This is a genomic window from Marinilactibacillus piezotolerans (assembly GCF_900114235.1).
Lineage (GTDB): Bacteria > Bacillota > Bacilli > Lactobacillales > Carnobacteriaceae_A > Marinilactibacillus > Marinilactibacillus piezotolerans.
The window spans coordinates 1-6,624 of the sequence record NZ_FOSJ01000076.1 but is presented as its reverse complement, the minus strand read 5'-3'; the positions used below and the strand labels follow the sequence as shown (position 1 = coordinate 6,624).

Annotated in this window: 5 protein-coding genes; 4 read left to right on the top strand and 1 reads right to left on the bottom strand. The window is 34.3% G+C overall.

Annotation, left to right across the window (positions count from 1 at the left end):
* Positions 1–533: 533 nt before the first annotated feature.
* Positions 534–2,543 carry a type I pullulanase gene (gene pulA, locus BM212_RS11610; RefSeq protein WP_245750973.1) on the top strand — a complete coding sequence of 670 codons (2,010 nt, stop codon included), beginning with the start codon at positions 534–536 and terminating at the stop codon, positions 2,541–2,543.
* 304 nt (positions 2,544–2,847) lie between these two features.
* Positions 2,848–3,996: a M20 family metallopeptidase gene (locus BM212_RS11605; RefSeq protein WP_091898693.1), complete on the top strand. Its 1,149-nt coding sequence runs from the start codon at positions 2,848–2,850 to the stop codon at positions 3,994–3,996.
* A 42-nt stretch (positions 3,997–4,038) separates the two neighbouring features.
* Here BM212_RS11605 and BM212_RS11600 read toward each other — a convergent pair whose 3' ends face one another.
* Positions 4,039–4,554 (bottom strand): cupin domain-containing protein, encoded by a 516-nt coding sequence (locus tag BM212_RS11600; RefSeq protein WP_091898691.1) that lies wholly within the window; start codon positions 4,552–4,554, stop codon positions 4,039–4,041.
* 216 nt (positions 4,555–4,770) lie between these two features.
* On the opposite strand from BM212_RS11600, the gene BM212_RS11595 reads away from it, so the two are divergent.
* Positions 4,771–5,271 (top strand): hypothetical protein, encoded by a 501-nt coding sequence (locus BM212_RS11595; RefSeq protein ID WP_091898689.1) that lies wholly within the window; start codon positions 4,771–4,773, stop codon positions 5,269–5,271.
* A 182-nt stretch (positions 5,272–5,453) separates the two neighbouring features.
* Positions 5,454–6,254 carry an SDR family NAD(P)-dependent oxidoreductase gene (locus tag BM212_RS11590; RefSeq protein WP_091898687.1) on the top strand — a complete coding sequence of 267 codons (801 nt, stop codon included), beginning with the start codon at positions 5,454–5,456 and terminating at the stop codon, positions 6,252–6,254.
* The last annotated feature ends 370 nt before the right edge of the window (positions 6,255–6,624 follow it).

The following is a 6,624-nucleotide window of genomic DNA, read 5'->3' as shown; positions in this document are numbered from 1 at the left end:
TTTAAGAGAAAAGTTCCAAGGGATAAGTGTGCCCAAAATTATACAAAAGTAATTTTTGGGCACTTACAAAAATGAAAAGAGTCTTTAAAAAGATTGTTTTGGGCAAAAGTTATCAAAATAAATAAAGCGAGAATGATTTTTTTAAGAGATTTACTTAAAATACAGAGTTATGAATTATTCAGGACTTATTTTAATTTATAAAAGGAAGTTTCATGATGATGAAACTTCCTTTTTGTTACATAACCAAATTTTTCTAGTTACTATATAAATTTACTCTCTCTTTCTGATTTCTCCAGCTGCTCTTCTAAATCCAGCATAAAAGCGTGCTTTATTTCTAAATAATCAGCTAACTTTTCACATACATTTGTTTCTTTATTTATACTAAATTCAACTCTTTATACAAGCTATTCTTTTCCAAGATTGCTATAGTAGTAATATATACGATTTGATTTGGCTTTAATCAGTCAAGAATATCTATTCAATTTTTTCTATCTTTAAGAAAAAATCCATTACAAATCAACGGAGGAAATCAGTTGGAAAAGACATTTGATTCAATACAAGAAAAAATCAATTACTTAGAGGAACACGCTTGTGAAAGCGAACAATTAGGACTAACATACTCAGAACAAACTTCCTTGTTCAAGATCTGGTCTCCTCTTGCTAAACAAGTTATATTAAATTTGTATGAGACAGGAAATGAAACTGATGATTCCTTAATCGAACAAATTGAAATGACTCAAGAAAATAATATTTGGCAAGTGGCAATTGACCGAAATCTAAACGGTCTCTTTTATACTTATCGCCTTTTGCATTTTGATGGAACAGAAACAGAAACCCCCGATATTTATAGCAAAGCAGTTGGAATAAACGGTAATCGTTCTGCAATCATTCATCTAGAAAGTACTGATCCAGCTGATTGGAATAATGATATACCTGTCAGACAAACTTCAATCACTGACGCTGTTATATGGGAAACACATGTCGAGGACTTTTCAAGTCATGAAAATGGTGGGTTTTCTCAGAAATACAGAGGAAAATATCTAGCTTTTACAGAAAATAATACATTTTTAAATGGGGATTCTTCTTCTGAGATTTCTACAGGAATCCGTTACTTAAGTGACCTTGGAATCAATTATGTTCATCTGCTTCCAGCATTTGATTTTGAAAACGACGAACAAGGCACACAATACAACTGGGGATATGATCCCAAAAACTATATGGTTCCTGAAGGTAAATATTCTACTGATCCTAATGAGCCGGCTGTCCGCATCAGAGAATTTAAGCAAATGGTCCAAAGTTTGCATAACCAGAATATCGGTGTGGTTTTGGATGTTGTCTATAATCATACGCATGCTTATGATTCTTCTTGCTTTACTAGGACTGTTCCCGATTATTACTACCGCCATAATGATCAAGGTGAATTGACAAACGGATCAGGTTGTGGAAATGAAACAGCAAGTGAACGAAAAATGATGCGAAAATATATGATTGATTCTTTGCTTTACTGGGCAAAAGAATATCATGTAGATGGATTTCGTTTTGATCTGATGGGATTACATGATGTAGAAACGATGAACCATATACGTCAGGCATTCAATGATGCCGGCATGGAAGATATCATTTTATATGGTGAACCTTGGAATGCTGGCAGTGTAGAAATTTATGAACCAAATGTTCCAGCTGATAAATATCATTTAGGAGAGCTGGCAGAAGGAATTGCCGTCTTTAATGATGAGTTCCGTGATTCGATAAAAGGTCCTGTATTTGATGCACACAAAGGAGGATTTCTGCAAGGAGCTAATGGTTTTGAGGATAGTGCTTTTATGAACAGAGATATTATCGGTAGCCTTCTAGCAAATACTCAAGTGGAAGTCGGTGACTTTAGACTTCCTGATGGAAAAAATTGGGCAAAAAATCCATCTCAAATTATTAATTATGCATCTGCACATGATAATTTACCTTTATACGATAAATTAGTCCAGTCTCTCAAAAATCAAGATGCTTACGAACGGGACGAAGAACTTATCCAAGTCAATAAGTTGAGTGCTGCTTTATTAATGACTGCTCAGGGCGGAATATTTATGCAAGCTGGTGAAGAGTTTGCCCGAACAAAATTTGGAGATGACAATAGTTATAACTCGTCTATAGAAATCAACAGACTAGACTGGTCTAAAACACAAGAAAACAAAGATTTAGTTGACTATTATAAAGGAATGATCAAAATCAGAAATGCTTACCCGCCTCTAAGAGATCAGACAAATCAGACTGCAGAGAAAGTACATTTTACAGAGCTGAGAGAAAATATTCTAGCTTATACAATTCCAAATATTATTGAAGAAAATCCAACATGGAAACAAATGGCTGTGATCATGAATACAAGCTGGACTACTGAAATGATCGAATTACATTCTACTCTCCCAATGCCAGAAGAATGGACTATTATTGCAAACCGTCACACAGCTGGTCTAGATTCCTTAGGTGTACAAGTCGGTCATGAATTATTGATCAATCCCAGAGAAGTTCTGATTTTTATTTCAGAATAGACAAGTTTAAGAAAAACAAGATGATGACGACTTGGACTTTTAGAAAGTAGTGGATCTTTGAACTATTTCAACAGAATAACAAAACATTTCAATACATCGGAGTCCTTTTTTAAAAAAGGTTCCGGTGTTTTTTTTGTAATTTTTTACTTAGTTACTTCTCTCTGGTCATTTATTTAGTTGATCTATTGTATTGATCCCAGTTACAACTAGTCCTTCATAGAGACTGTATTTGCATATAGGCTAAATAAAAGGTAAACTATAAAAAATGAGAAAATAATTATAAATAGATTAGAGGATGGTTTCGATGAAAAATATATTCCAAGAAGAAAAATCAGGCATACTAGCTTTATTGGAAAAAATTGTTAATCAGGATAGTGGATCTTTCAATAAAGATGGCTGTGATGCTGTTGGAAATATTTTAATAGAAGAATATAAGCAACTTGGATTTAATGTAGAAATTCTACAAGAAATACAAAATGGAAATCATTTATATATAACTCATCAGCAAGCTATCGATCCTGATATTTTAATCATTGCTCATATGGATACTGTTTTCCCTGATGGTACTGCAGCAGCACGTCCCTTTACTATCACTGATGATCAAATTGCAAAAGGTCCCGGTGTATTTGATATGAAAGCAAGTCAAGTCCAAGCACTTTATACTTTAAAATCTTTAATTCAGGAAAATCATCCAGTATATAAAAAAGTTGCTATCCTCCTAAACTCTGACGAAGAAATTGGTTCAATTACTTCTCGTCACTACATTGAAAAATATGCTGCCAAAGCAAAAGCGGTATTAATTATTGAGCCTGCTCGTGGAAAACAACTTACGACCAGTCGTAAGGGAGGTGGAAAGTATTATTTATCTATAAAAGGAAAATCTTCTCACGCTGGAGCAGCTCCTGAAAAAGGAATCAGCGCAATTGGAGAATTAGGCCATAAAATTATTAAATTACATGAACTAAACCATCATGATGGAGTCAATGTTAATGTAGGTGTAATATCGGGTGGTACCTCTCCTAACACCATTGCTCCCAATGCTGAATGTAAAATCGATATACGATTTGAAACTCAAGCACAGGGCGAATGGTTAGACTATTCAGTCAGAGAAATCTTGAGCTATTCTGACATTGAAGGAACCCAAATCAAACTAACTGGGGGCATCACACGTCCTGCATGGAAAGCAGATACTGCTTCTATGAAACTATTTGATTTAATCCGAAAAGAAGGCACAAAATTAAATTTAGAATTAGAACCGATTTATAGTGGTGGTGGATCGGATGGAAATTTCACAGGAAACTTAGGTATTCCAACGATTGATGGATTAGGCCCAATCGGTGGTAATGCTCATCAAGACACTGAATTCTTACTTTTGGAGAGCCTTGAAACAAAAGGCCTGCTTCTTATCAACACATTAAAAGCTTTAAATGATATCCCCTCTTTCAAATCATAAAATAAACCCCATCACTTTTATAGTGAAGGGGTTTTGCTTTCTCTAATACCAGTATTTTTTAACTGCTCCACCTTTACTCTGAACTGGATCTAAAGTTGGTACTGGAACATTCTTTATTTCTTGTTTTAAGCGTTGATATTGCTCATCTGAAGTAACATCTTCAGATCTATATGTGTTGTAATTTTTTCCATCTGGATAAGCCCCGATGATTTTAAAGTCCTTGGAAGCTTTAACTCTTTTATGAGCAGTTCCGGCCGGCAGTAAAACTACATCTCCTGTTGTGAATTTGATGATTTTTCCATTTGGTCCACCTAATTGAACTGAAGCTTCTCCAGAAATACAAGCCAGTACTTCATGTGTATTAGAATGAAAATGATGATATGGAAAAATTCCATTGACCCATGCGTTGGTATATCCATTCTCTTCAAATAAATCGATCCCATTTTGAGCGGGCTCATCCATCTCTAAAATTTCTCTGAATGCTCCTGGATAAAATAAGACCGGCAACATACTATTCGGATAAGGTTGATCTTCTTTCAATAATATTTGCTCGATCATTGATTAGACTCCTCTCTATTTCTTTCGATTATTCTCTCACTCTTTGCTCTTGATTTCAAAAATAATGATTTATTAATTTTATAAAAATTTATTCTTTTGAAATTGACATTTATCCCCTGATTTCGTATTCTATAAGTAAACAAACTTATAACAATTTAAACATAAAAATACATAAGCTAAAATATTTAAATGCCTATATCTCAGGAAGGTGAACTAATGAAAATTTGCACTTTTTTTAAATCAAAAAAACAGCCTGCAATAACTAAACTGAAAAAATGTACTGAAACAAAATCACAGAAAATCCAATATGAAACTAAGTTTACAGCTAGCAACTTAACTCAAGATAGACACCTCATTGAATCAATCATAAATAAAATGGTTAAAGAAGATCCTTTTAAAAATTTTTACACTGGAAAAGTAGATGCTGACTTCGGTCCATTATCAAAACGCGTCTATAAATATGACGCCATTACTACAGTCAATGTCAACCTACTTGTAGATTCCGATAATCATTACATTATTAATGTAGAAGGTATAGAACTTGGGAAAATCCCTGAGTTAATCAGTAAAGAATTTGCTCATTACTATGAAACCTATTTACTCACTGCCTATGCTTATGTAACTGGTGGTTACTATAAAGAGTACTCTTCAGCGTCTCAAGAGGTAATTGAAGGATTTGAACCATATGGATTGGATCTTTATGTACAATTTACCTGATTTCATTATAACTTAATTCTATACGCCAACTTATTTCTATATGAAATGAGTTGGCTTTTTTATTAATAAAAGTTACTCTATAAGCTGATTAATTGAACTTTTGGTAATCAAATAGTACTCTTTAAAGTAACAAGGTACGTTTTATTATAAAATATTCAAAAATAACACTGGAGGCGTAAGACATGGATTTAGGAATAAAAGAAAAGATCGCATTAATTACTGGCTCTGATTCAGGAATTGGAAAAGCTACTGCCAAACAACTACTTGCTGAAGGCGCTACAGTCATTCTAACTGATATAGAAGAAGATAAACTAGCTGAAACAGCAGAAAAATTGCAACAGGAAGGTAAAGTTTATTCTTATCCTGCAGATATAAGAAATACTGAAAGCTTAAAGAAATTACATCAACAAATCAAAGATAATGTTGGAAAAATTGATATTCTTGTACAAAATGCTGGCACTTCAGGTGCTCAAGGAGAATTTCATGAAATCGAAGACGATGGATGGGTAGAAACTCTTGAAGTTGATCTTCTGGGACCTGTTCGTGTCACAAGAGAATTTCTATCTGATTTAAGAAGTGGTGGCTGGGGTCGTATTGTATATTTATCTTCCGAGAATGCTGTGCAACCTTATGCTGATGAACTGCCTTACGATGCAGCAAAAGCTGGTGTGCTTTCCTTCTCCAAAGGTTTATCTCGTGCATATGCCAAGGAAGGGCTACTCGTTAACACTGTCTCTCCAGCTTTTATTGAAACACCAATGACTGACGAAATGATGGAAAAGCGTTCCAAAGAAATGGATGTTTCCTTCGACAAGGCAGTTGAAACATTCCTAGATGAGAAAAGGCCGCATATAGAACTTAAACGTCGTGGACAAGCTGAAGAAGTTGCAGCAGTGATTTCTTTCTTATGCTCTGATAAAGCTTCATTTGTTAATGGTGCCAACTACAGAGTCGATGGTGGTTCTGTTGCAACGATTCAATAAATCTAAATAAAACTAAAGTCAAATCAACGGTAACTCCCAATAATCTATGAAAAATTATGTTTCCCAAATTTCTCGTTGCTCGTATGATGATTTCTGTCGATGAAGGTAATATAATCCAATCATTGTCTGGATTAAACAGCTTTATAACAGATCCAGTAAAGCAACGAGAAGTATAAGAAGGCATGTTTAAAAAACTTCGTTTTTTTGAAGTTTTTCGAGATATGTAAAATCACTTCTACAGTATTAGTCCGTGTACTGTAGAACACTGTTCCCGAAAGATAATAAACGGATCCACTTGTCGGGCATTGTTTTTGCATCATCATGGACGAATGGAATCCTCACAGGAACTTCGCCATCTAATGACTGATGT